Source organism: Pseudocnuella soli (assembly GCF_004347775.1).
Classification (GTDB): Bacteria; Bacteroidota; Bacteroidia; order Chitinophagales; family Chitinophagaceae; genus Flavisolibacter; species Flavisolibacter aquaticus.
In genome coordinates, this window is the sequence record NZ_CP037755.1 from 667,656 (window position 1) to 689,954 (window position 22,299).

Genomic DNA, 22,299 nt, shown 5'->3' on the forward strand with positions numbered 1-22,299 from the left:
ACCAACAGTTTTATGAGGTCAATCGATGCCATTATCAATGCAATAGACCACCGGCCGTGGGAACTGCCCGCTACACGGTGGACCTATTGCCAGGAATGGAACCGGGCCTTGTTCCTGCATTGGAAAGTGCCTCAGGATTTGCTCCGGCCATTGGTTCCGCCGGGCCTCGAGCTGGATATGCATAATAGCGAAACGTGGGTGTCGCTGGTGGCATTTACCATGGAGCAGATTAGGCCCAGGGGGCTGCCCGCCGTGGGCTTTGTTTCCAATTTCGAAGAAATAAACCTGCGTACCTATGTGCGGGTGGACAACAAGCCGGGTGTTTATTTTTTAAGCATCGAAGCAGGCAATGGGCTCTTTGCATTTATTGCACGAAACCTGTCGGGGCTGCCTTACGAAACCGCTGCGATGCTGCGCCGCAACGGGGCAAACCAACCGTATACATCCATCAATAAAAGGCGGGATTTTCAATTGCAGGCATCGTTCAAGATCGGCAGCGGGCAAAGCCAAAAATCGGCGCTTGACCATTTCCTTACCGAGAAGTATTGTTTGTACCTGCAAAAAGGGAACACCATATACCGCTACGACATTCACCACAGGCCCTGGAATTTATATACTGTGGAGCAGCTCCAACTGAAGGTTGCATACCGCGTTGGTGGCATTGCCTTGTCGGATCAGCCCGATATAGTTCATTATTCAGATGGTGTGCAGGTACTTGCCTGGAACAAGGTGCCGGTAGTTTGATAAAATTATAATTGCATGAGCCGGATGCGGCGTGACAGCATGTACATGTTTCACAAAAAAATAAAGGCCGGGTAGAAACCCAGCCTCGTGTAAAATCCAATATCCTATGAAAAACCGGACGCAAGATAATCCATTTGGTCCTGCGTGGTACAGTTAAACTGTTATTATCGCCCAAACGGGGGAGAAAAAAGCCGGAAGCATGAAAAACCGGGGTTAGACCATCTTTACAAAAAGCCGGCGTTATGGGACAGGCGCAATTAAAAGCAGATATGTAGTGCTGTTCTAAATCATGCTGTCTGGGATGCGCTTGCAACGCCTAGGCTTTTCATGCTAAATTCGTTTCAGCAGCGCCGAACTTATTTGTTGTAATCCTACATGGTCCACGATGAAGGGAAAGTTTATGCAGCTTGTTTATATTTATGCAGCTTGTTTATAGCAACAACTAAAATCCCCTTTCAAAAGAAAGGGGATGATTAGGTTAGACGCGTTGGACGGTTCAGTACATTTTCACGGATACAGACGTCTAGACAGTTTTCATTGGATACAAGGATAAAAACGGGGCCGGTTTTTCAGGATTACTGGATTGGTTTGTTCAGGATTTGGATTGCTTTACTTTTCTTTTTTCTAGGATTGTTTGGATTTGTTACACAAAGCTATGTTGCGGTTAAGTGTTTTAAAAACGCTTTACGTCCGCAAGGCAGTAACCCTCGGTGAACACCCTGTTTTTATAGATTAAAAAATCCAATATGTAATAACCCTTAGTGGCTGGTAAAACGCTTTTGTAAGGGGCAAAAATGAGTGGCAGGCCGTTTCTAAAAAGGTATCTAACAAGCTAGCTATCAACTGCTTGTTATGCAATTAGATTGGATATAAGAACCGCAGTGAAGAAAGCTGTGTGTTTATTTGACCGCAATAACCTTCCCTCCGAAATCCCAAATCCGCAATCCGAGATCCTGCCCAACCACAGCTTTTCATCGACGAACACCCTCCTCCGGCGTTATTCCTTTTTATCGCCCACAAACCACTGCTCCTTGTTTTTGAACAGCACATTGAACGTGGTCATGGAGCCGTAGCAGCGGGTAATGTATTGCTGCAGGTTTACCTTGTCTTCGTCGGTGAGTTTTTTGTGCGCATTTACCTGCTGCTCCAGCACCCGCAGGCGGTCGCGCAGCATTACTATTTTATGAAAGAAATCTTCGATGGGCACTTCTTTTGGCTTCAGGCTTTTATCGGCGGGCTGCAGCAGCAAGGTGCCGCCCTGCCAGCGGTCACCCAGCGGCACCACTTCGCCCACGCCATTCCACAGGCGCAGCACTTTCAGCAGCGACCGCTCCACTTCCGAAACGGTTTCCAACTCCTGCGTCACATTTTCCGGAATAATCTCCTCCAGGTTGTCGTCGGTTTTATCCACTTCTTTAATACCGTGATGGATAAACGAAATAAGGTAAGTGGCATACCGGATGCCCACAATTACGCCGGGGCCAAACTGGGTGTGCTGCAGGCGGGTGCCAATGCCAAGGGTCAATGCGTCCATGAACCAATCGGGGGTTTTTTAGGTAAAAAGAAACGGCCCAAAGTTATGCGGCTAATGAATTAAGGCGGCATGCCCGCATGGCTGGTACTATATTAAAAAGCTTTTTGCTTGCTGTACATTTTGTATGCCTCTTTGATGTACAGTTGAAAGTCGTAGTCGTTGCTATACACGGTAAACTCGTAGGTGGGCCGGTAGGTGTTCATGAATTTTTCCAACTCGGTATCGGTGAGGCCGGTAAGCCGCCGCACCAGGGCTTTGCTGAAGCGGTAGTCCACATATTTTTCCTGCTCCTGCGCCACCAGCCGATCGCGGAAGCGCTCCATGCTTTTGTTTTTCCGGAACTGAAATGCACGGATCAATTCGTTTACGTCAATGCCGGCGCCGGCCGGCCCCATGTTGGTCATGGTGCCCATGTTGGGTTTTTGAAAATTAAATGCCTTGGCGTAGTCCTCGCGGTTTTGTGCCGAATCCTGCCGGTAGTTGCGCGGCCGTATTTTCAGATCCTGCATCACGGTTACCCGCACCTGCAGCGACAGGTTGAACTGGCTCAGGTCGCCAATTTTGGCTACCGGGAACTTCATGGTGGGCTTGCCGAGGTACGAAAACCAAAGCGAATCGGTGTCGCTTACGGTAATGCTGTAATGGCCGTTGGCATCGGTAAAAGTGCCGCCGCCACCCGTGCTGAGCACACTCACCGCCTCCAGCGGAAACAGCCGCGATGAATCGTACACGGTGCCCTGCACCCGGTACTGCGCCGATGCGGCACCGCTCAGGAACACAAAAAGCAGCCCTAAAAAAAGTCGTGTGTACAAAACCCGTATTGGCACAGTAAAATTTGGATCAGCAATTAACGAAACAATACGCAAAGGAAATGGTAAAGAGGAGTTGGGAGTTGACAGTTGATGGTTGACAGTTAATAGTTCATAGCCGGGAGTTCAGAGTCATAAAAATATAATTCAGCAAGAATCGGAAAACATCCGATTCAATATAAACTACTATCAACTACCAACTACCAACTGTCAACTCCCAACTACCAACTTTTCTATCACCGCCGCGTAGTGCCGGTGTTCCAGCACATGCACCTTTTGCGCCAGCGTTTCGGGGGTATCGCCGGGGGTAACAGGGCAGGTGGCCTGGAAAATCACATCGCCGTGGTCGTAGTGTTCGTCCACATAATGTATGGTGATGCCGCTTTCCTTCTCAGCCGCATCGATCACCGCCTGGTGTACAAAAGCGCCATACATACCTTTGCCGCCCCACTTGGGCAGCAGCGCGGGGTGGATGTTTACAATGCGCCGCGGGTAAGCATCAATCAGGGTTTGGGGCACTTTCCATAAAAAACCCGCCAGCACCACAAACGAAATCTGCGCCGCCTGCAGCTCGGGCACATAGCCATCGCCGCGGAAAAAACGTTCCCGCTCAATAATCAAGGTGGGTACGCCGGCCTTTTCGGCAAGCTGCAGCACACCGGCCCCCGGTTTGTTGCACACCACCAGGGCTACGCGGGCCTTGGCGGAGTTATTCACATTAAAATGTTCGATGATCTTTTGTGCATTGGAGCCGGCACCCGAAGCAAAAACGGCAATCTGAATCATGCGTGAAAGTAAAACCTGCAACGAAAACGGGGCGCAGAAATAAATGGAATGGCAAGGGGCTTAAAAAGTTTCAGCAATCAATTTTGCAACAAAAATTGCGGGCACAGTTGAAAACCGATGATCATATGATGGGGAGCGAAATATGCTAACTGCCTCAAAAAGCATCATCAACAGATAGCAAAAAACAACCGTGTATTCAGGGAGTGAAAAAATTTTTGTTTTGAAAAAAATGGGTTTTCAACAAAAAAATAGAACAGCTATCAACAATGTTGAAGCCTCCAAAAATTGTTAAAGCAACCCCATTGAACAAAAATTACAAACATTGCAAAAACCGCTGAAACTCAATAGGGACAAGGGCTAAAAAAAATTTTCAAGGCGTGGGTTTTTGTAAAATTCCTGTCATATTTTTGCACCCAATTCAGGAAATTATCCACAATTTAGATCACCAGCATCTATGATTTTTATCAAGCCAAAGATGAAGAAGACCATACTGGCAGGAATCATTTCGCTTCTTTCTTTTACCTCCATATTTGCCCAGGATGGCAAACAGATCTTTCAGGCCAACTGTCAGAGCTGTCACGCAATCAATAAAAACCTGACCGGCCCTGCGCTGCAAGGGTTTACCGAACGTGGGCCCTGGACCGACCGCGCAAATGTGTACAAGTGGATTCACAACCCCGCTGCATTCATTCCTACCACTCCTTATACCAAGGAGTTGCAGGCGCAGTTTGGTGGCCAGATCATGCCTTCGTTCCCACAACTGAGCGAAAAGGACATTGACGCCATTGTTGATTACATCAACACTGCAGCCGCTGCTGCAGCAGCCCCGGTAGCCACAACCGACACCGCCGGCGGCGCAGCTACCGAAGATGACGGCACCAACGCCATCACCTTTGGTATCATCTCCATTGTACTGGCCATCATTGCGCTGGTGCTGATGCAGGTGAACAGCAACCTGAAAAAACTGTCCGACGACAAAGAAGGCATTCTCCGCCCCGACCCGGTTCCTTTTTACCGGAATAAAATTTACATCTCCCTGCTGGCACTGGTGCTGTTTGTAATGGGTGGTTACTTTGTAAGCAAAGGCGCCATCAACATGGGCCGCCAAAAAAGCTATGCACCCGAGCAGCCTATTTACTACTCGCATAAAGTGCACGCCGGCATCAACCAGATCAACTGCTTGTATTGCCACGGCAACGCATGGGAAAGCAAGCACGCCGCAATTCCGTCTATCAACGTATGTATGAACTGCCATAAGGCAATCTCTACCTACGAGAAAGGACCCAAGCTCTACACCGAAGACGGCAAGGAAGTGAACGGCACCGCCGAAATTGAAAAGCTGTACAAGTATGCAGGCTACACTCCAGGCCAGCCCTGGGATCCTTCCAAAGCAACTCCCATCGAGTGGGTTAAGATCCACAACCTGCCCGACCACGTTTACTTTAACCACGCACAACACGTAAACGCGGGTAAAGTAGCTTGCCAGTCGTGCCACGGAAATATCCAGGAAATGGACGTGGTATCGCAGCAAAGCGACCTGAGCATGGGCTGGTGTATCAACTGTCACCGCGAAACAAAAGTGGATTTCTACAACACTGCTGACAGCACCGGCAACAAGTTTTACAGCATCTACGAGAAGTTCCACAACGACATCAAGACCGGTAAAATGGACAGCGTAACTGTAAAAGATATTGGCGGCCTTGGATGTATGAAGTGCCACTATTAATCATAGCATACTGCAATCATAACCGGACCAACCCATTTAACGTACAAAAACAGACCCCTGAAAACGGGGAGTAACAATATGGAAAAAAAGTATTGGCAAAGTTTCGCTGAGCTTACCGATAAAGAAGGATTCCAGAGCAAGAACAAAGACGAGTTTCGTGAAGAGCTGCCTTTTGGCGAAGCCGATGACAAAGGGCTGCTGGATGCCAAGGCACCCCGCCGCGATTTTCTGAAATACCTGGGCTTCAGCACGGCCGCTGCTTCGCTGGCAGCTTGTAAACAGCCGGTGCGCAAAGCCATTCCTTATGTAAACCGCCCCGAAGAAGTAACGCCGGGTGTGGCCAAATACTACGCCACCACTTTTGTAACCGACACCGAAGTGGTGCCGGTTGTAGCAAAAGTTCGCGATGGCCGTCCCATTAAAATTGAAGGCAACAAACTGTGCTCGTACACATTAGGCGGTACTTCGCCCCGTGCACAAGCCTCAGTACTGGACCTGTACGATACTTACCGCCTGACCCACCCGGCCCGCAAAGCTGGCGAGAAGTTCCAGGAAATTCCTAACTACGACCAACTTGACACCCAGATTTCACAAGACCTGGCTGGTCTGGGTGGCCGCTCCGTGGTACTGCTTACCGGCACCATCGTATCGCCTTCCACCAAACAAATCATTACCGACTTCCTAGGCCGCTATCCCGGAAGCCGCCACGTACAATACGATGCTGTTTCGCATGCAGGCATGCTGCTGGCCAACGAAGCTTCTTTTGGCCGCCGCGTACTGCCCACATACGAGTTCGACCGCGCTGATGTAATTGTAAGCCTTGGCGCCGATTTCCTCGGCACTTGGGTAAGCCCTGTAGAAAATGCCCGCAAATACTCGGTAGGCCGCAAGATCAACGAGGCCAACCCCCGTATGAGCAAGCACTACCAGTTTGAATCGTTCATGAGCATGACCGGTGCCAACGCCGACGAACGCTATGTACACCGCCCGTCGGAGCATGGTGCCGTAGTGCTGGCCCTGTATGCCGCACTGGGTGGCGCAGTAGCTGCCCCTGCCATTACCGATGCAAAACTGAAAGCCGGCATTGCTAAAGCTGCAGCCGACCTGCAAAAAAGCCGCGGCCGTGCACTGGTTGTGTGCGGATCGAACGACCCGAACGTGCAGCAAGTGGTAAATGCCATCAACAGTGCCATTGGCGCCGTAGGCACCACGCTCAACTTTGGCCAGCCCAACCTCACCAAGCAAGGCATCGATAAAGACATGGCCGACCTGGTGGCCCAAATGAATGCAGGCACCGTTGGCGCTGTGCTCATTTTTGGTGCTAACCCGGCGTACGAATACCACGATGCACAGGCATTTGTAAATGGCCTGAAAAAAGTAAAGCTCTCCATTTCGTTCAACGAAAAAATGGACGAAACCACCGAGCTGTGTAACTACTCCATCCCGGCGCACCACTACCTCGAAAGCTGGGGTGATGCCGAACCCAAGGCTGGTTACTTCGCCTTTTTGCAGCCAACCATTGCGCCCCTGTTCAAAACACGTCCGTTCCAGACTTCGCTGCTGAAATGGGCCGGCAACAATACCGATTACGATACTTATTTCCGCACTTTCTGGCAAGGCCGTTTGGGCAGTGCCGCAGCAGTAGACAAAGCACTGCAAGATGGTGTAGTAGAAGGCGGATCAGCAGCACGCAACCTCGCAGCTGCAGTGGGCATCACTGCCACAGACACCACCGCCGCTCCGGCGGCACCTGTAACTACAGGTGGCGGCGCAGCATTCAACAGCAGCGGCGTAGCTGGTGCAGCGGCAGCCATCGGCGCAGCACGCAAAGCGGGTAAAGACGAACTGGTAATTTACCAGAACGTAGCAATGGCCTCCGGCAAACAATCGGGCAACCCCTGGTTGCAGGAGCTTCCCGACCCGATCACTAAAGCCACATGGGGCAACTATGCGCTGATCTCTACCGACAAAGCAAAAGAACTCGGCATTGATTTCACTTCGTCGGATTATGAATACTACCCCGACAAGCCCGTAATTAAGCTGAGCGTAAATAACAAAGAAGTGTCGCTGCCTGCAATGGTTATCCCGGGTATGCACCCCAACACCATTGCGGTGCCTGTAGGTTATGGCCGCAACGCTGCTTTCTCGAAAGCCGCAGAAAACATCGGTCAAAATGTTTACCAGTTTGCCCGCTTCAACGGCACTACTGTTGACTACCACACCGACATCACTGTAGCTGGCGAAACCTTTGGTAAAGAAAAGATCGCACAAACGCAGATCCACAACTCATACGAAGGCCGCACAGAAGTAGTTCGGGAAACAACCCTCGCCACTTTTGTAGCCAACCCAACCATGTTCTCTTCGTTCCGCAAGGAGCTGACCGAGAACTACGCCAAGAAAACAGGCGACTACCGCAAGGAAGGGACCCTGTATGGCGACCATGTACAGCCCGGACCCAAGTGGGGCATGTCCATCGACCTGAACTCCTGTATTGGTTGCCACGCCTGCGTAGTAGCCTGCCACACCGAAAACAACGTGCCGGTGGTAGGTAAAAGCGAAGTACTGCGTTACCACGACATGCACTGGCTGCGCATCGACCGATATTTTGTTAGCGATAACGAAAACCCGAACGATGTAAAAGCTGTGGTGTTCCAACCAATGCTTTGCCAGCACTGCGACAACGCCCCTTGCGAAAACGTTTGCCCCGTTGCGGCAACCGTACACAGCGAAGAAGGCATTAACCAAATGGCCTACAACCGTTGCATTGGTACACGCTATTGCGCCAACAACTGTCCTTATAAAGTACGCCGCTTCAACTGGGCCGACTACACCGGAGCCGATTCATTTGGCGACAACCAGGATCAAAAACTGGTAGGTAAACTGGACCCAGTAGTATTTGAAATGAACGACGAACTGACCCGCATGGTGTTGAACCCCGACGTAACGGTGCGCAGCCGCGGTGTAATGGAAAAATGTTCGTTCTGCGTACAGCGTACCCAGGAAGGCAAGTTGAACGCCAAACTGCAAAACCGTTCGCTGGGTGGCGATGACATCCAGTCGGCTTGTGCGCAGGCCTGCCCCACCGGCGCCATCGTATTTGGCAACGCCAACGACGAAACCAGCACCGTGGCACAGCAGCGCAAAAACAACCCGGGTCGCCTGTTCTATGTAATTGAGCAAATTCACACACTGCCCAATGTGAACTACCTGGCCAAGGTGCGCAACACAGAAGAACTGGTACAGGTGGTGCGCAAAACCGAAGGCGCCGAACACCAAAACCAAAAAGAAACGCCCGGTGTAAACGCCAACCGCGAAGCAGAAGGCGCCGTAGCACCAGCTGCACATTGATAAGGACCAAAACAAAGAGCAAAATAAGATCAGCATAAAGCCAGCGGCCCGGCCGCTAAAAGCTAAAAGATATGGCAGTACTTAGATACGAATCGCAGGTAAGACCACCCATTGTAGAGGGCGGAAAGGATTACCACCAGGTAACAGAAGACATCTGCCGCCCGGTGGAAGCCAAACCAACCAAACTGTGGTGGATCGGTTTTATTATTTCAGTTGCCCTGCTTCTGTTTGGCGTTTACTCCGTTTATGCAGAAGTAGTATACGGTACCGGGCAGTGGAACCTGAACAAAACCATCGGCTGGGGTTGGGACATCACCAACTTCGTATGGTGGGTAGGTATCGGCCACGCAGGTACACTGATCTCGGCCATCCTGCTGCTGTTTCGCCAGGGATGGCGTACCGGTGTAAACCGCGCCGCAGAAGCCATGACCATCTTTGCGGTAATGTGCGCCGGCCAGTTTCCCATCTTCCACATGGGCCGGGTTTGGAACGCCTTCTTTGTATTGCCTTACCCCAACACACGCGGCCCGCTGTGGGTAAACTTCGACTCGCCGCTGCTTTGGGACGTATTTGCCATCTCTACTTACTTCACTGTATCGCTGCTGTTCTGGTACTCGGGTCTGCTGCCCGATTTGGCCACCCTGCGTGACCGTGCCAAGCTGAAATGGCGCAAAGCGTTTTACGGCGTAACCGCCTTTGGCTGGACGGGTTCCACCAAGCACTGGCAGCGCCACGAATCCCTTTCGCTGGTACTGGCCGGTCTCTCTACGCCGCTGGTACTTTCGGTACACACCATCGTATCTTTTGACTTTGCCACTTCGGTTATTCCCGGCTGGCATACCACCATCTTCCCGCCATACTTCGTAGCTGGTGCCATCTTCTCCGGTTTCGCCATGGTGCAAACCCTCCTGCTCATTACCCGTAAAGTGCTGGGCCTGGAAGAATACATTACCATGGAGCACATCGAGGTAATGAACAAGGTAATTGTACTCACGGGTTCCATCGTAGGTATCGCTTACCTCACCGAGCTGTTCATGGCCTGGTACTCACATGTAAGCTATGAGTGGTTTGCTTTTAAAGAAAACCGTGCAAACCTGTTCTCTCCTTACGGCTGGAGCTACTGGCTGATGATGGGCTGTAACGTGATTTCCCCGCAAATCTTCTGGTTCAAGAAAATGCGGCGCAATCTTACCGTTACCTTCTTTATGTCTATCATCGTAAACGTAGGGATGTGGTTCGAACGTTTTGTGATCATTGTTACCTCACTGTACCGCGACTACCTGCCTTCGAGCTGGAGTACCTATTACACTCCCACCATCTGGGAAGTAGGTTTTTACCTCGGCACGTTTGGCTTATTCTTTACCTGTTTCTTCCTGTTTGCCAAATTCTTCCCGGTTATTGCCATCGCGGAGATCAAGCATATCCTGAAGAAAAACGGCGACCGGTATAAAGATGAAATGACACCGATCGAAAAAGAAAAAGTAGAAGACTTTGCGCATGCACATGTGCACTAAGCGCACCGAGTTTTGCAGCAAAAAAAAGGATCAATAGAATTAAACATACAGGCGAAGGGCCAACAGGCAATCGCTAACAGCCAAAAGCTTATTTATGCCAGTTAAAAAATTTATTGTAGGCAGCTTTTACGACGAGCAGGTGTTGTTCCCGGCAGTAAAGGCGGTACGCAAATCGGGTTACAAAATCCATGATGTGTACACACCGTTCCCGATCCACGGGTTGGATACGGCAATGGGTCTGCGCGATACCAGCCTGCACACTGCCGGCTTTATCTACGGCATCACCGGCACCACCACTGCATTTTCTTTCATCACCTGGGCATTCACGACCGACTGGCCGCTGAACATTGGCGGTAAGCCGTTCTTTGCACTGCCAGCGTGGATTCCCATTATGTTCGAGTTGACGGTGTTGTTTGCAGCAGTAGGTATGGTACTTACTTTTTGCTACCTGTGCCAGCTGGCGCCTTTTGTAAAAAAAGACCATTTCAACCTGCGCTCCACCGACGATACGTTTGTAATGGCTATTGAAGCCAACAGCAAAACCAACGTTGAGGAAGTCATCCAGTTTTTGCAAAGCGTAGGCGCACAAGATGTGGTGGTAACCGAAAAAGAAACCGGCTGGTGGATTGGCCGCTACGACCAAAAGAAACAACTGGCAACAAACCAACCGCATATAGCATAAACCTTTGTCAAGCGCAAAAAAATGAAGAAAGTATTCTTAGCAACAGGTATATGGGCCATGGCTGCAGCAATGACAGGATGCGGTGGTGCCGAAGGCAACGATCCCGGAAGGGCGTACATGCCGGATATGTATTACAGCCGGGCATATGAAACCTATGGCTACAACAATATCGACGACTACCAGAAACTGAAGGAGCGGGGCGTTACCTACAATGCCACACCGGTAAAAGGCACCATGGCCCGCGGCGACGCATCGTCAATGAACCTGCCCGCAAATGATAGCGGGTACGCACTGGCGACAAATTATCCAAACCCGCTGGCCAATGTGCAGTTGACTCCAACGCAAATGAAAGAGGCCGACCGCATTTACCAGGTAAACTGTGGTATTTGCCACGGCTCGAAGCTGGATGGAAACGGACCGCTGTGGAAAGACGGCAATGGCCCATACCCGGCAGCGCCGCGCAACCTGCTCGACGATTATTCGAAGGCACTGTCGGATGGCAAGATGTTCCATGCCATCACTTATGGCCGCGGCCAGATGGGATCGTACGCATCGCAGGTGCACCCCGAGCAGCGCTGGTGGATCATTAGCTATATCCGCAGCAAGCAGGGTGGAGGCACAGCCACTACAGCATCGGACAGCGCAGCAACTACTGCAGCGGTAAATGCTTCAACGGCATCCACCACCGATACATCAAGCAACGCGTCAAACTAATTAGTGCAGCTATTTTAATTGAAACTAATGGCAATCAGAGACCAGTTCGTCATTCCTAAACGGTACAATACCTTCTCCCTGCTTTTGATGGGTGTGGGCATCGTATCTGTATTGATCTTGTTGTTTACCCATGGCCTGAGCGCAGATGAACATGACCGGGCCCGCTTCTGGGCATCGCTGCTGCAAAACAGCGTTTACTTTTTGCTGGTGGTAAACTCGGCTATGTTCTTTATCTGTGCCACTACGCTGGCATGGGGCGGATGGCAAATGTCGTTTCGCCGGGTAACAGAAGCCATCTCCACTTGTGTGCCCGTTATCGGACTCATTAGCCTGGTGGTGTTGCTGGCCATCGTGTTTGGCGGCGACCATACCATTTACCATTGGACCGATGCACACCATGTAGCAGAAGACGAAGTGCTGTCGGCTAAATCCGGCTTTTTAAATAAGCCATTCTTCGCCATCTGGACCATCATTACCATTGTGGGCTGGTGGTTGCTGGGCCGCAAAATGCGCCACCTGTCCCGCGAAATCGACAACCAGCCGCTGAGCGTTGCAGAAGGCAAGCGTTATATTTTCAAAAACACCGTTTGGGCTGCCATCTACAGCGTGCTGTTTGCACTCACTGTTTTGTCGTCCATTCCCTGGTTCTGGCTAATGTCGATTGATGCACACTGGTACTCTACCATGTACAGCTGGTACACATTTGCCTCTTCGTTTGTTGCAGGCATCGCCCTCATCACCTTGTTTGTGGTGTACCTGAAAAACAACGGATACCTGGAATACACCAGCCGCGAACACCTGCACGATTTGGGCAAGTTCATGTTTGCGTTTTCAATCTTCTGGACCTACCTGTGGTACTCGCAGTTTATGCTGATCTGGTACGCCAACATTCCGGAAGAAACCGTTTACTTCCAGCCCCGTATGAAAGGCGTTTACCGCGGCATCTTCCTGCTGAACCTGGTGATCAACTTCCTGGCGCCGCTGTTCATCCTGATGAAACGCGGATCAAAACGCAACTACGGAACCATTACCATGATGGCGGTGCTGATCATCTTTGGCCACTGGCTGGATTTTTACCAAATGGTATTCCCCGGCATTTCGCCAGAGCATGTACCGTTCATGCTGGTAGATATGGGTATAGGTTTGGGCTTTGTTGGCGTTATCATGTTTGTAACAGCACGTTCGCTGGCCAAGCATCCGCTGATTGCACGCAACCACCCGTTCCTGAAAGAAAGCATTATTCACCATACTTAAGATTTTGGATTCGGGGTTTTGTTTCCAACATCAAAACCTCGAATCCGGGGTCGCGATTCGAAATCCGAAATAGTTTTAAAGCATGTCATCTAATACTTGGATAGTTATTGCGTTAATCCTGGGCTTTATCATCACTTTCCAGATAGCCAAGGCCAGTGAGTATGTGGCTGTACTGCGGGGCGAGGATAAAACCCGCAAGGAGAACAACCGCATCAACGCGTTTTTGTTGCTGGCATTCCTGGTGCTGGGCCTCATTGGTGTGTGGTGGTGCAATGAAGAGTTGAAAGGAAAGATCCTCGGCGAAGCGGCGTCGGACCACGGCGAACGCATCGATACGATGTTGTACATCACCATCGCCATTACCGGCATTGTGTTTTTTATCACGCAGATCCTGCTATTTTGGTTTGCCTATAAATACCAGGAAAAAGAGAACCGCAAGGCATTCTTTTTCCCGCACAACAACAAGCTGGAATTGATCTGGACCGTAATCCCGGCCATCACCCTCACCATCCTGGTAGGTTTTGGTTTGTACTATTGGTTCCAAATCACCGGCGAAGCGCCCAAAAATTCGCAGGTAGTAGAAGTGACCGGTAAACAATTTGGCTGGGAATTTCGTTACCCCGGTGTGGATGGTGTTTTAGGTAAAAAATATTACAAGAACATCGACGAGGCTGCCAGCAACCCCCTTGGCCAGATTTGGGACGACAAAGCCAACCGCGATGATATTTATGTAAGCCAGGAAGTACACGTGGTGGTAAACAAACCCGTAAAGCTGGTCATCTACGCAAAAGACGTGATCCACGACGTTGGCCTGGTGCACTTCCGGATGAAGATGGACGCCGTTCCGGGCATTCCAACCACTATGTGGTTTACGCCTAAGTTCACCACCAAGGAAATGAAAGAAAAATATGGTCCCGATTTCAACTACGAAATCTCCTGCGACCAGATGTGCGGATCGGGCCACTTCTCTATGAGGGGAACAGTGGTGGTGGAAACACAGGAAGAGTTTGACCGCTGGATGGCCAGCAAAACACCGCAGTACATTGCAGCCCTCCAGGCGCAGCGTGCAGCACAGCCGGTTCCAACGCCAACATCAACAATCGACACGGTAAAAACACCAGTGGCCAGTGGACAGCCGCAGGAGTTTTCAAAATAAAATATCAGGAACCTTCCGTTTCAAAACAAAGAAGTTATGAATCACGACAACAATCAGCACGTTCATCCCGAAGTACACGTGACACACGGTGGGCACCATGTGGAGCATGATGGAGACGGACACCACCATCATAAGGAAACGTTCCTCACCAAATATATTTTCAGCCAGGACCATAAAACCATCGCCAAGCAATTCCTGATCACTGGTATGATCTGGGCGATTGTAGGTGGTTTGATGTCGGTGCTGTTTCGCCTGCAACTGGGCTACCCCGACCAAAGCTTCGAGATCCTCGAAACATTCTTTGGCCGTTGGGCTCCGGGTGGACAGATCAATCCTGAATTTTACTACGCCCTCATCACCATGCACGGAACCATCCTGGTGTTCTTTGTATTGACCGGTGGCCTGAGCGGTACATTTGCCAACTTACTCATTCCCCTGCAGGTAGGTGCCCGTGACATGGCTTCGCCCCTGATGAACATGCTGAGCTACTGGTTCTTTATGTTGTCGAGCCTCATCATGCTGGCCTCCCTGTTTGTACAAACCGGACCTGCAAGCGGCGGCTGGACCTCTTATCCTCCGCTGAGTGCCCTGGCACAGGCATCGGAAGGTTCTAAAATTGGTATGGACCTGTGGATTGTGTCGATGGCCATGTTTGTGGTGATGGGCCTTTTAGGTAACCTGAACTACATCGCTACCATCCTGAACATGCGTACCAAGGGTATGACCATGACCCGCATGCCGCTGACCATTTGGGCCCTGTTCTTTACCGCCATCCTGGGTGTACTTTCTTTCCCTGTACTCCTGTCTGGCTTTATCCTCCTGTTGTTCGACCGTAACCTGGGTACCTCTTTTTACCTGAGTGATATTTATGTAAAAGGACAGATCCTGCCAAACGAAGGCGGTAGCGCAATTCTCTACCAGCACTTGTTCTGGTTCCTGGGCCACCCCGAAGTATACATCATCATCCTCCCGGCGATGGGTCTGGTATCGGAAGTAATGAGCGTCAACAGCCGCAAGCCAATCTTTGGTTATATGGCGATGGTGGGTTCCTTGTTTGCGATCACCGTACTGGCGTTCCTCGTTTGGGCACACCACATGTTCGTGAGTGGTATGAGTCCGTTCCTTGGATCGTTCTTCGTACTCCTGACGCTGCTGATCGCCATTCCTTCGGCCATCAAAGTGTTCAACTGGATCACCACCATTTGGCGCGGCAACATACGGTTTACCCCGGCCATGCTGTTTGCCATCGGTTTTGTGAGCCTGTTCATTTCGGGCGGTCTTACCGGTATCTTCCTGGGTAACTCAACCATCGATATCCACGTGCACGATACATACTTTGTAATTGCGCACTTCCATATTGTAATGGGTGTATCGGCTTTCTTCGGCATGTTTGCCGGTGTGTACCACTGGTACCCAAAGATGTACGGCCGTTACCTCAACAACACATTGGGTTACCTGCACTTCTGGGTTACGCTTGTTGGTGCTTACCTGATCTTCTGGCCCATGCACTATATGGGACTGGCAGGTGTACCGCGCCGCTACCTCGACTTCCGTTTGTGGACTTCGTTCAACCAATTCGATAACCTGAACAAATTCATCTCTATTGTAACCATCATTGTGTTTGCAGTACAGTTGATGTTTGTGTTCAACTTCTTCTACTCGATCTGGAAAGGACGGAAAGTACGTTCGCAGAACCCGTGGAATGCAACCACGCTGGAGTGGACCACGCCCATCAGGCCTGGACACGGCAACTGGCCTGGCGAAATTCCGGAAGTACACCGTTGGGCATACGATTACAGCAAAGACGGCCGCGACTTTATTCCGCAAACGGAGCCTGTAAATCCCGACGAAACGAAACATTAATTCAATACGCCTTTTGAGCAAACAAATAGTGGTAACTGTGACCCAAGCAGCCAATGAGGCCAACCAGGCGCAGCAGCAGTATCTGATAAAAGATTACATGCAGCTGATGAAGCCGTCGTTGAGCATCATGGTAGTGTTCTCGAGTGTTATTTCTTATTTGCTGGCGCCCAATGTGGTTTTTAATTGGGAAATGATCTTTTGGCTGTTCCTGGGCGGCATGCTCGTTACAGGATCGGCCAACACCATCAACCAGGTGGTGGAGCGTGACACCGACGCGATGATGAAACGCACCGCCAAAAGGCCGGTTGCTTCAGGCCGGATGTCGGTGCAGCATGGATGGGCATTTGCGGCGGCAACGGGTATTGCCGGTGTGCTCATTCTTGGATTGCTCTTTAACTGGCTCAGTGCTTTGCTCGGTGCTTTTAGCCTGGTGTTGTATGCATTTGTGTACACACCATTGAAAAAGCAAAGTGCAGTGGCAGTGTTTGTTGGCGCTTTTCCCGGCGCATTGCCCTGCCTCATTGGCTGGGTGGCCGGTACCAATGCTTTCTACCCGTGGGAAGAAATAGTGGTAGCCGGAAAAACATTCACCAACCTCGGTGGCTGGGTGCTCTTTATTTTACAGTTCCTGTGGCAGTTCCCGCATTTCTGGGCCATTGCATGGGTAGCGCACCGCGATTACAGTACGGCTGGATTTAAGTTGCTGCCCAATGAAACGGGCCCGACGAAGTTCACCGCTCTACAAACGATCGTTTACGCATTGCTGTTGGTGCCGGTGGGTTTGCTGCCATATTACATTGATATGTCGGGCATCACCAGCCTCATCATCGTAATGCTGACCAACCTTTTCCTGGTAATACAATGCCTGCGGCTGTACCGGAACATGGATGTAAAATCGGCAAGGAGGGTAATGTTTAGTTCTTACCTTCACCTGCCCGTTATTTTGTTGGCGCTGTTGTTGGATAAAGTAATTGTGGGTTAACGAAAAATGAATACAATGGTGGTAGAAGCAGAAAAGAGAACCATTCACCCGCACAAGTTTGCTTTGTGGGTGGCCATGGCCAGCATCATCATGATGTTTGCCGGTTTGACGAGTGCTTATATTGTAAAAAGTAACCAGGCCAACTGGGAAGAGGTGCGCATCGCACCGGCGTTTTGGTACTCTTCGATCGTGATCATTGCCAGCAGCATCACTATACAAATGGCGCTGCGGGCATTTAAGCAACGGGAGAGGCCAAGATACCGAACGCTGATTGTGGTAACCGGTGTGTTGGGCCTGATCTTTTTGGTATTGCAGTATTATGGATTTACCTGGATGTGGGACCACGGCGTTCGATTCCAGGGATCAGGAGCAGGACAGTTCTTGTACATCATTGCCGGCCTGCATGGCCTGCACGTAATCGGGGGCATCGTTGCCTTGCTGGTAACCATCATCCGGGCATACACCGGGCGGATACAGCGATACAACAGCGTGCCGCTGGAAATTATGAGCACCTACTGGCATTTTGTAGATGTACTGTGGATTTACCTGTTTCTCTTTTTAGTAATCATGAAATAAAGGCCGGTAGCGGCGAGCAAAAACGGATACAAACAGAAACTGACCTAAAACATGGCAACAACTGCTGTAGCAACAAAATCGAATTGGTGGAGTGGCGGTAAAAGTCCCTTCAACGTGGAGTACGGAAAGCTGATGATGTGGTACTTCCTCATGAGTGATGCTTTTACATTTGGCGCATTCCTGATTTCATACGGTACCATCCGCTTTTCGCAAAACTATTGGCCCGATCCCAACGACGTGTTCAATGCCATGCCCGGCTTTGGCCACGCCAATCTGCCGCTGGCTTTTGTGAGTGTAATGACCTTTATCCTCATTGTGAGCTCGGTAACAATGGTACTGGCTGTACACGCCGGCCACCACAATGACAAAAAAGGTGTAGTAAAATGGATGACCTGGACGGTTGTAGGCGGTATCGCCTTCTTAGGCTGCCAGGCTTGGGAATGGACGCACCTGATTGCCGGCGAGCATGCAGTGCTGGTAGGCGATAAGCTGGAAGTAATTGGCACCACTATGCGCACCAACCCCTGGGGTTTTGACGTAGCAGCACCAATAGCAGCCGATGCTTTGCAAAACACGCCAAAGGAAACCCTTATTAACCTGATCCACATCAACGACCACTCGATGAGCCACGACCAACTGGCCGCAATGAGCGAAGAAAAGCTGCGTACAATGGTAAACGTTGCCGAATTGCATGTGCGGGAACAAGGCCCGGTAGCATTTGGTGGATTCTTCTTCGGTATCACCGGTTTCCATGGCTTCCACGTATTTTCTGGTTTGATCATCAACGTAATTATGCTGATCATGGCGCAGACCGGGGTGTTCGAACGCCGCGGCCACTACCTGATGATCGAGAAAGCGGGTTTGTACTGGCACTTTGTAGACCTTGTTTGGGTATTCGTGTTCCTGTGCTTCTATCTAATCTAAATTGATCCCTTAAAGAATAAAGAAATGAATCCACATAGCGAATTACAAGAAGTTACGTTTCACCACGAGCCATCAGAAGGAACCGGCCGGATCTGGAAAACATTCTGGCTGCTGCTGATCATCACCATCATTGAATTGGGCCTGGGTCTGCTCATGTACGCCGTAGCCATGCCGGGCTGGATGCACCTGTTCATCAAAGGCGTGGTTGTGATCCTTTCCCTGGCCAAAGCATTTTACATCGTGTCGATCTTCATGCACCTGGGCGATGAGCTGCGCAACATGATCATGACCATCGTAGTGCCACTGTTGCTGTTCATTTGGTTCATCGGCGCATTTTTGTACGACGGCAGCGTGTACAAATCACGGCGCAACACATACGATCCTTATTTCCAGGAGCGTACGATGAAAACTGATAAGGCAAATATTCCTGCAGGCGACACCACAAGAAAGCCGCTGGACTAATACGCCATTTTTAAGAATATTGTTTGAGCATCGCCGCATACATTTGCGGCGATGCTTTTTTTTACTGGTATGTTTTACCAAAAAGCATCGCGCAGCCAAACTTTCTGCAGGGGTAGTAAAACCTAAGCCAAACCGCAAAGAGGCGGATCGGACATGAATAAAAAAACATTTCTCGGGATCATGTTGGTGGTGCTGGTGCCAGTGCTGCTATACCTTGTAATGAAAGAAGTAAGCAAGGACGCTATTGAAATGCCTCGGCATTACATCTTCGACTCGGTAGCTACCCGCGAAGAAAAAGGCAAGCTGGTGACAGACACCGTTTGGCACCAATTGCCCGAATTTAACCTCACCAACCAGTTGGGCCAGCAAGTGGGTTGGAAAGACCTCGAGGGCAAAATAGTGGTGGCTAATTTCTTTTTCACCCGCTGTCCAACCATCTGTCCGCAGCTTACGAAAAATGTAAAGCTGTTGCAGGACAATATTAAAAGTTCCCAAAAAGTAGGCAGCCGCGAGCCCGACTTTATCCACTTCCTTTCTTTCTCGGTCGATTCTGAGCGGGATAGCGTCCACAACCTCAAACGCTGGGCCGACCGTTTCCAGGTAAACCCGGAAAACTGGTGGCTGCTGACGGGCCCCAAAAAAGAAATCTACGATCTGAGCATCAATGATATGAAACTGGGTCTGGTGGATGGGCAGGGCATCGACACCTCGTTTTTCCATACCGACTACCTCGTACTCATTGACCGCAACCGAAATATTCGTGGCTATTACCACGGGCTGGACACAACTGCGGTGGCCAAATTGTCGCGGGATATTATTTACCTGTACCTGGAAAAAGACCCCAAGCGTAAAAGTGCATTTGCGGGCAAATTTGAACTGTTGGCCGTAACGGCGTTGTTAACCATCGCAGGCCTGTTTTTGTTGTTCTACGTACTAAAAAGAAACAAGCAATGAACCTGACCCTGGAGAAAAATGACCGCTTGGCAAAATGGTTGATCTATTCGTTTTCGGTAGTAGTATTTATAGCTGTAACCGTGCTGGAGCGCATTACGCTGGATGTGGACCTTGGCTTCAACCCGCACATACTGGCCATGGTCAATGCCATTATCAACTCCATTGTTTCGGTACTGTTGATCGCTGGGTTGATCACTGCAAAACGCGGTGCTTACGAAGCTCACAGGAAAATCATGATGGCAGCGATCCTTTTATCCGTGCTTTTTTTACTTACCTATATTGCACACCACCTTTTTGCCGGCTCCACCTGGTACGGCGATACGGATAAAAACGGCATTGTGAGCGAAGCTGAAAAAGCCGCTGCCGGCGCCAGCCGCACCATTTACTTTTTCATTTTAGGCACGCATATTTTACTGGCGGGTGTGTCGCTGCCGTTTATTTTGTTCACAGCCTACCGGGCATTGACCGGGGAAAATGCTAGGCACCGCAAAATTGCAAAAATCACTTGGCCCATGTGGTTTTACGTGGCCGTAACCGGTCCCATCGTATACCTGATGATCAGCCAATATCATTAAACCATACATATTTCGGTAAAAAGATATAGCGGGGTAACCAATCATTTTAACCTTTAGCAATCCTATTTCTGCAAGCCTAAAGCCTTATCTTGCCGCCTTAGCATGAAATTGCTCAGCCCAGCCATATCAACCTTTGCCCGCATGCGCCTCTGGTCGATGGAGCAGTGGGTGCTCAATGCACCCGCGGCGCAGTTTGCCGTGTGGCAGGATCTGTTGGCGGCGGGCCAATATACCGAGTTTGGCCGGGCCCATCATTTTTCGGCTATTCAATCCATTGCCGATTATAAAAGGGCCGTTCCCATTTCGGGGTACAACGACCTGAAGCCGCATATTGAACGCATGATGGCAGGCGAGGAAAATGTGCTCTGGAACACACCGGTAAAATGGTTTGCCAAAAGCAGCGGCACCACTTCCGACAAAAGCAAGTTTATACCCGTAAGCGAAGAAAGCCTTGCCGACAACCACTACCGCGCCTCCAAGGATGTCCTGTCTTTTTACTATGCATCACACCCCGAAAGCGACTTGCTGACCGGCAAAGGCCTGGTCATTGGCGGCTCCCACCAGATAGCGCAGGTAAACGAGGACGTACAATACGGCGACCTCAGCGCAGTGATTTTACAAAACTCGCCGTTTTGGAGCGCTTGGATGCGTACCCCCGATCTGTCCATTGCACTGATGGACGAATGGGAAGCAAAAATTGAAGCGCTGGCGCAAAGCACCATCCAGGAAAACGTAACTTCAATGGCCGGCGTGCCCACCTGGCTCATTGTTTTGCTGAAACGTATTTTGGAAATAACCGGCAAAGCTAATATCAAAGAAGTGTGGCCGTCGCTGGAGTTGTATATGCACGGCGGCGTAAGCTTTGTGCCCTACCGCCAGCAGTTTGAACAACTAATTGGTGCGCCCATTCATTACCTCGAGATGTACAACGCATCGGAAGGGTTTTTTGCAGCGCAGGACGATATTGAAGCCGACGGCATGCTGCTGATGTGCGACCACGCCATTTTCTACGAGTTTTTACCGGCTGAAGAATGGGGCAACTCCCAGGGCCGCACCATTCAGCTGGACGAAGTGGAGTTGGGTAAAAACTATGCGCCGGTGATCACCACCACGGGCGGCCTCTGGCGCTACCTGGTTGGCGATACCATCCAGTTTACCTCCTTAAGTCCTTTCCGGGTAAAAGTTTCGGGCCGCATCAAGCATTACATCAATGCCTTTGGAGAAGAAATCATTGTGGAAAATGCCGACGCCGCCATTGCCGCGGCCAGCACAGCCACTGGCGCCGTGGTAACCGATTACACGGCAGCGCCCATTTATTTTTCCGACGGTGAGAACGGCGCCCACCAATGGCTCATTGAATTTGCACAGCAACCCGAAAGCCTGCAGCATTTTGCACACGAACTCGACGCTGCGCTCCAACGCGTTAACAGCGACTACGAAGCAAAGCGCCATAAATCCATCGCCCTGCGGGCACCGGAGGTGCAGGCCCTGGCCAAAAACACGTTCAACAACTGGCTGGCCAGCAAAGGCAAACTGGGCGGCCAGCACAAAGTGCCCCGCCTGAGCAACGAACGCACTACGCTGGAAGAAATACTGCAATTCAGTAAGCAATAAATGGTGCACCCAGCGGCGCTGTGGGGCAGCGGGCACTGCAAAAATCGCCAGGTACAATTGTTTTCTCAAAACGCATAGCTCG

General features: G+C 50.5%; 19 protein-coding genes. 16 read left to right on the forward strand and 3 right to left on the reverse strand.

Going from position 1 to position 22,299, the window contains the following annotated elements:
- Nucleotides 1-12: 12 nt before the first annotated feature.
- Nucleotides 13-744 carry a YqjF family protein gene (locus EPD17_RS02860; RefSeq protein WP_132051609.1) on the forward strand — a complete coding sequence of 244 codons (732 nt, stop codon included), beginning with the start codon at nucleotides 13-15 and terminating at the stop codon, nucleotides 742-744.
- 997 nt (nucleotides 745-1,741) lie between these two features.
- Here the strand turns inward: EPD17_RS02860 and EPD17_RS02865 are convergent.
- The 3 genes from EPD17_RS02865 to purN form a co-directional block, all read right to left on the reverse strand.
- Nucleotides 1,742-2,278: a hypothetical protein gene (locus tag EPD17_RS02865; RefSeq protein WP_132051611.1), complete on the reverse strand. Its 537-nt coding sequence runs from the start codon at nucleotides 2,276-2,278 to the stop codon at nucleotides 1,742-1,744.
- Between the two features lie 92 nt (nucleotides 2,279-2,370).
- Nucleotides 2,371-3,090 (reverse strand): peptidase associated/transthyretin-like domain-containing protein, encoded by a 720-nt coding sequence (locus EPD17_RS02870; RefSeq protein WP_114234659.1) that lies wholly within the window; start codon nucleotides 3,088-3,090, stop codon nucleotides 2,371-2,373.
- 207 nt (nucleotides 3,091-3,297) lie between these two features.
- Nucleotides 3,298-3,873 carry a phosphoribosylglycinamide formyltransferase gene (purN, locus tag EPD17_RS02875; RefSeq protein ID WP_132051613.1) on the reverse strand — a complete coding sequence of 192 codons (576 nt, stop codon included), beginning with the start codon at nucleotides 3,871-3,873 and terminating at the stop codon, nucleotides 3,298-3,300.
- Between the two features lie 475 nt (nucleotides 3,874-4,348).
- On the opposite strand from purN, the gene EPD17_RS02880 reads away from it, so the two are divergent.
- From EPD17_RS02880 to EPD17_RS02950, 15 genes are all read left to right on the forward strand, one after another.
- Nucleotides 4,349-5,599 (forward strand): c-type cytochrome, encoded by a 1,251-nt coding sequence (locus EPD17_RS02880; RefSeq protein ID WP_240040720.1) that lies wholly within the window; start codon nucleotides 4,349-4,351, stop codon nucleotides 5,597-5,599.
- Between the two features lie 78 nt (nucleotides 5,600-5,677).
- A complete protein-coding gene (locus EPD17_RS02885; protein ID WP_132051615.1) occupies nucleotides 5,678-8,947 on the forward strand; it encodes a TAT-variant-translocated molybdopterin oxidoreductase in 3,270 nt (1,089 codons plus the stop codon).
- A 71-nt stretch (nucleotides 8,948-9,018) separates the two neighbouring features.
- Complete coding sequence (nrfD, locus tag EPD17_RS02890; RefSeq protein WP_132051617.1) at nucleotides 9,019-10,461, forward strand: NrfD/PsrC family molybdoenzyme membrane anchor subunit; 1,443 nt, start codon at nucleotides 9,019-9,021, stop codon at nucleotides 10,459-10,461.
- 94 nt (nucleotides 10,462-10,555) lie between these two features.
- Nucleotides 10,556-11,143: a DUF3341 domain-containing protein gene (locus EPD17_RS02895; protein ID WP_132051619.1), complete on the forward strand. Its 588-nt coding sequence runs from the start codon at nucleotides 10,556-10,558 to the stop codon at nucleotides 11,141-11,143.
- Between the two features lie 21 nt (nucleotides 11,144-11,164).
- Nucleotides 11,165-11,857 carry a c-type cytochrome gene (locus EPD17_RS02900; RefSeq protein ID WP_114234666.1) on the forward strand — a complete coding sequence of 231 codons (693 nt, stop codon included), beginning with the start codon at nucleotides 11,165-11,167 and terminating at the stop codon, nucleotides 11,855-11,857.
- 27 nt (nucleotides 11,858-11,884) lie between these two features.
- Nucleotides 11,885-13,111, forward strand: a complete 1,227-nt coding sequence (locus EPD17_RS02905) for a quinol:cytochrome C oxidoreductase (protein WP_114234667.1) — start codon at nucleotides 11,885-11,887, stop codon at nucleotides 13,109-13,111.
- A gap of 82 nt (nucleotides 13,112-13,193) precedes the next feature.
- Entirely contained in the window at nucleotides 13,194-14,267 is a 1,074-nt protein-coding gene (locus EPD17_RS02910) for a cytochrome c oxidase subunit II (RefSeq protein WP_114234668.1), read from the forward strand.
- A gap of 36 nt (nucleotides 14,268-14,303) precedes the next feature.
- Nucleotides 14,304-16,130, forward strand: a complete 1,827-nt coding sequence (locus tag EPD17_RS02915; protein WP_132051621.1) for a cytochrome c oxidase subunit I — start codon at nucleotides 14,304-14,306, stop codon at nucleotides 16,128-16,130.
- A 37-nt stretch (nucleotides 16,131-16,167) separates the two neighbouring features.
- Nucleotides 16,168-17,112, forward strand: a complete 945-nt coding sequence (cyoE, locus tag EPD17_RS02920) for a heme o synthase (RefSeq protein ID WP_240040721.1) — start codon at nucleotides 16,168-16,170, stop codon at nucleotides 17,110-17,112.
- Between the two features lie 15 nt (nucleotides 17,113-17,127).
- A complete protein-coding gene (locus EPD17_RS02925) occupies nucleotides 17,128-17,688 on the forward strand; it encodes a cytochrome c oxidase subunit 3 (protein WP_240040722.1) in 561 nt (186 codons plus the stop codon).
- A gap of 51 nt (nucleotides 17,689-17,739) precedes the next feature.
- Nucleotides 17,740-18,612, forward strand: a complete 873-nt coding sequence (locus EPD17_RS02930; protein ID WP_114234671.1) for a cytochrome c oxidase subunit 3 — start codon at nucleotides 17,740-17,742, stop codon at nucleotides 18,610-18,612.
- Nucleotides 18,613-18,636: 24 nt separating this feature from the next.
- Nucleotides 18,637-19,074 carry a cytochrome C oxidase subunit IV family protein gene (locus EPD17_RS02935; RefSeq protein ID WP_132051625.1) on the forward strand — a complete coding sequence of 146 codons (438 nt, stop codon included), beginning with the start codon at nucleotides 18,637-18,639 and terminating at the stop codon, nucleotides 19,072-19,074.
- Between the two features lie 153 nt (nucleotides 19,075-19,227).
- On the forward strand, nucleotides 19,228-20,028 hold the full coding sequence (locus tag EPD17_RS02940) for an SCO family protein (protein ID WP_132051627.1): 801 nt from the start codon (nucleotides 19,228-19,230) through the stop codon (nucleotides 20,026-20,028).
- Nucleotides 20,025-20,603: a DUF420 domain-containing protein gene (locus EPD17_RS02945; protein ID WP_132051629.1), complete on the forward strand. Its 579-nt coding sequence runs from the start codon at nucleotides 20,025-20,027 to the stop codon at nucleotides 20,601-20,603. The genes EPD17_RS02940 and EPD17_RS02945 overlap by 4 nt, the downstream gene beginning before the upstream one ends.
- Before the next feature lie 141 nt (nucleotides 20,604-20,744).
- Nucleotides 20,745-22,217 carry a GH3 auxin-responsive promoter family protein gene (locus EPD17_RS02950; RefSeq protein ID WP_240040723.1) on the forward strand — a complete coding sequence of 491 codons (1,473 nt, stop codon included), beginning with the start codon at nucleotides 20,745-20,747 and terminating at the stop codon, nucleotides 22,215-22,217.
- The last annotated feature ends 82 nt before the right edge of the window (nucleotides 22,218-22,299 follow it).